This window comes from Embleya sp. NPDC025285 (assembly GCF_055558835.1).
This window is the reverse complement of record NZ_JBVHLU010000253.1, coordinates 1-2,741: the sequence shown is the minus strand read 5'-3', so window position 1 is coordinate 2,741 and position 2,741 is coordinate 1. Positions and strand designations below refer to the sequence as shown.

General features: G+C 74.0%; 3 protein-coding genes. All 3 read left to right on the top strand.

Going from position 1 to position 2,741, the window contains the following annotated elements:
* Positions 1 to 255 (top strand): glycoside hydrolase family 15 protein (locus ACZ4FV_RS51960; protein WP_465328438.1); only part of this gene is annotated, 255 nt, incomplete at its 5' end.
* A 263-nt stretch (positions 256 to 518) separates the two neighbouring features.
* Entirely contained in the window at positions 519 to 1,685 is a 1,167-nt protein-coding gene (locus tag ACZ4FV_RS51955) for an asparagine synthase-related protein (RefSeq protein WP_465328436.1), read from the top strand.
* A 128-nt stretch (positions 1,686 to 1,813) separates the two neighbouring features.
* Positions 1,814 to 2,389: an asparagine synthase-related protein gene (locus ACZ4FV_RS51950; RefSeq protein WP_465328434.1), complete on the top strand. Its 576-nt coding sequence runs from the start codon at positions 1,814 to 1,816 to the stop codon at positions 2,387 to 2,389.
* Positions 2,390 to 2,741 lie beyond the last annotated feature (352 nt).

Below are 2,741 nucleotides of genomic sequence, written 5' to 3'. Positions count from 1 at the left end.
GACGACCTGGCGATGATCGGCCGGGTCGAGGAGGCGCGCGAGTTGTTCGAGCGCCTGCTCGCGCTGCGCAACGACCTGGGCCTGCTCGCCGAGGAATGGGACCCCCGACTCCAACGCCAGGTCGGCAACTTCCCCCAGGCGTTCAGCCACGTCTTCCTGATCGACACGGCACTGCGACTGTCCCGCGCCGTGGAGACCGTTGATCCCGACCGTGGCGTCCCGAACTCGCTGTCGATGTCGTTGTCCGCGACGTGATGTCCGACGTGTCGCCGGCCCGACGCCGGGAGCCTCTTCAACCCCCTGAGCGAGACGGCACCACGGCCCCGCTCGCGTGACCGACGTTCACCGGAAGGCGACATCGCCGACACCGGACCGTCGGCAGGCGCCGACGACGCGCCACGCGCGCCCGCTGCCCGGAGCCCGCGCGAAGCCACCGAACGTCGAGCCTGCCACGGCCGCAGCGTGCGCCCGAGCCCAGGCGCCGGCTCGACCACACACCGAACCGAAGGACGACGAGCATGCGATACACCACGGGATGGGTCGCGGGACACAACGCCGATCTCCGCGTACGCCCCCGCGGGGGACACGAGATCGACAAGAACCTGTGGACGGTGGGGCACCCCGACACCGACGTGAGGGTGGCCACCTCACGGGACGGCACCACGACACTCCACCTGATCGGCCACTGCCTCGCCACCGCGACCCAGGCACGGGAGGCGGCCGACACCGCCGCCGCGGGATCGTGGCGCGACGCGATGCGCCTGCCCGGCTCCCACCTCACCGCGATCCGCACCCCACGCGCGTGGTGGGTGGCCGGGGACCGGGCCGGCGCGGTCCCACTGTTCTGGACCCCCACCGCCGGCGGAACACTCTGGGCGACCCTGGCCACCCCCCTCGCAGCCCTCGCCGGCACCGGCGCCGACCTGCCCCTGCTGGCCACCGACCTGGCCGTCACCGGCGTCGACACCCTCGCCCACCGATCCCGGTTCGAGACCGTACGCCGGGTCCCGCCCGGATCGTTACTGATCATCGCGCGCGACAACGGCGCCGAACCAGCCACACACGTCGCACCGACCGCCTTCGGACGAACCCGAACCTCGTCCTTCGACGAAGGCGCCGCCGACCTGCGCCGAGCCCTCACCGAGGCGACCTCCCGCCGCGCCCGACACGCCGAACACGTGACCTGCGACCTCTCCGGAGACCTCGACACCGCCTCCCTCGCCTGCCTCGCGGCAACACACGCACCGGTGGACGCGGTCACCTTCACCGACGACACCACGGCCACCGAAGACGACCTGCGCCACGCCTGCCGCGTCGCGGCCGAGACCCCCGCCATCACCCACCACATCGTCCACGGCCCCACCACCACGCACTTCGACCACCTGGACGACCTCGCCGCGCTCCCGCGCACCGACGCGCCCGCCGCCACCCTCACCCAACTCGCCCTCACCGACGCACGCTTCACCGCGCCCACCATCGGCGGTTCGACCACGCACCTGACCGGACACGGCGCCGACACCATCCTGCGCCCGGCACCCACCCACCTGATCGACCTGCTCCGCGACGGCCACCGCGTCGAAGCCCTGCGCCGCATCACCGCGCACGCGCGCACCCACCGCCTCGCCACCCCTCACGCGATCGCGGACGCGACCAAAGCCGCCGCCCGCACATACCCCGGGCCCTGAACCTGCTGGCAAACGCCCTGGAGAATCCGGACCCACGCTCCTGTCGCCCCGTACCGCTGCGGTGGTGCGGCACGACCGCGGCGGCCGGGTGGCTCACCCCCGACGGCCGCCGCGCCGCCGCGGCCCTGGTGGCCGACCGAGCCCACCACGCCTGCGCGGACACCCGCGCGGCCGAACTCCACGACCGCCTCGCCCTCGAACGCACCGGCTCGCGCCACGCCACGTTCACCCAGATCGCCCACCAGCGGTGGGCGACGACCGTGCACGCGCCGTTCCTCGACACCACCGTCGTGGACGTCGCCCTCGCCGTCCCCGGACCCGAGCGGGAAAGACCCGGACGGCCCATACCCCTGCTGCACGCCGCGCTCACCGGCCGCATCCCCCCATGGCTGCACCACCACGCCACGCGGACCGCCCCCGCCGCGAACATCCAGGCCGGTCTGCGTCGCAACGCGCCCGCCCTGCGGGCGCTGATCGCCGGATCCGCGCTCGGGCGGGCGGGCCTGGTCGACCCCGCCCTCATGCTGGGCGACCTGGAGAAGGCCGTCCACGGCATGCCGGCTCCGTCGACGCACCTGCGCGACCTGATCGTGGCCGAGGTCTGGCTCGCCACGCTCGACGACACCCGCGCCACCTGGTGGCAGGACGAGGAGGGCAGCGTGCGCGTGAACCCGCACTGCCACCCTGCGCCACGACGGACATGACTGGGCCCGGGCGGGCGGCGACGGCGGCTGCCTCGACGATGGGTTTGCTCATCCCCTCGCGGCCGCCGGGGCAATCCCTAGGCGGGGCGCGCGGGTTGCGCAGCGAGCTCCAGGAGTTCGGGCACGCCTTCGACGGCGTGGTGGGGTGCGAACACGGGGATGAGGTCGCGGACGAGGGTGACGCAGCGGGGTGCGCCGATGCGGTGGGCGAGGGTGAGTGCCTCGGTGGGGGGGGGGGGGGGGCCGCCGCCCTCCCCCCCCCCCCGCCACACGCGGGCCTCGTCGGTGGGGAAAAAACCACAGGTCCTGTTTCGCTGGCGTTGGGGGGCGGCGAGACACTCGCCCACGAAGG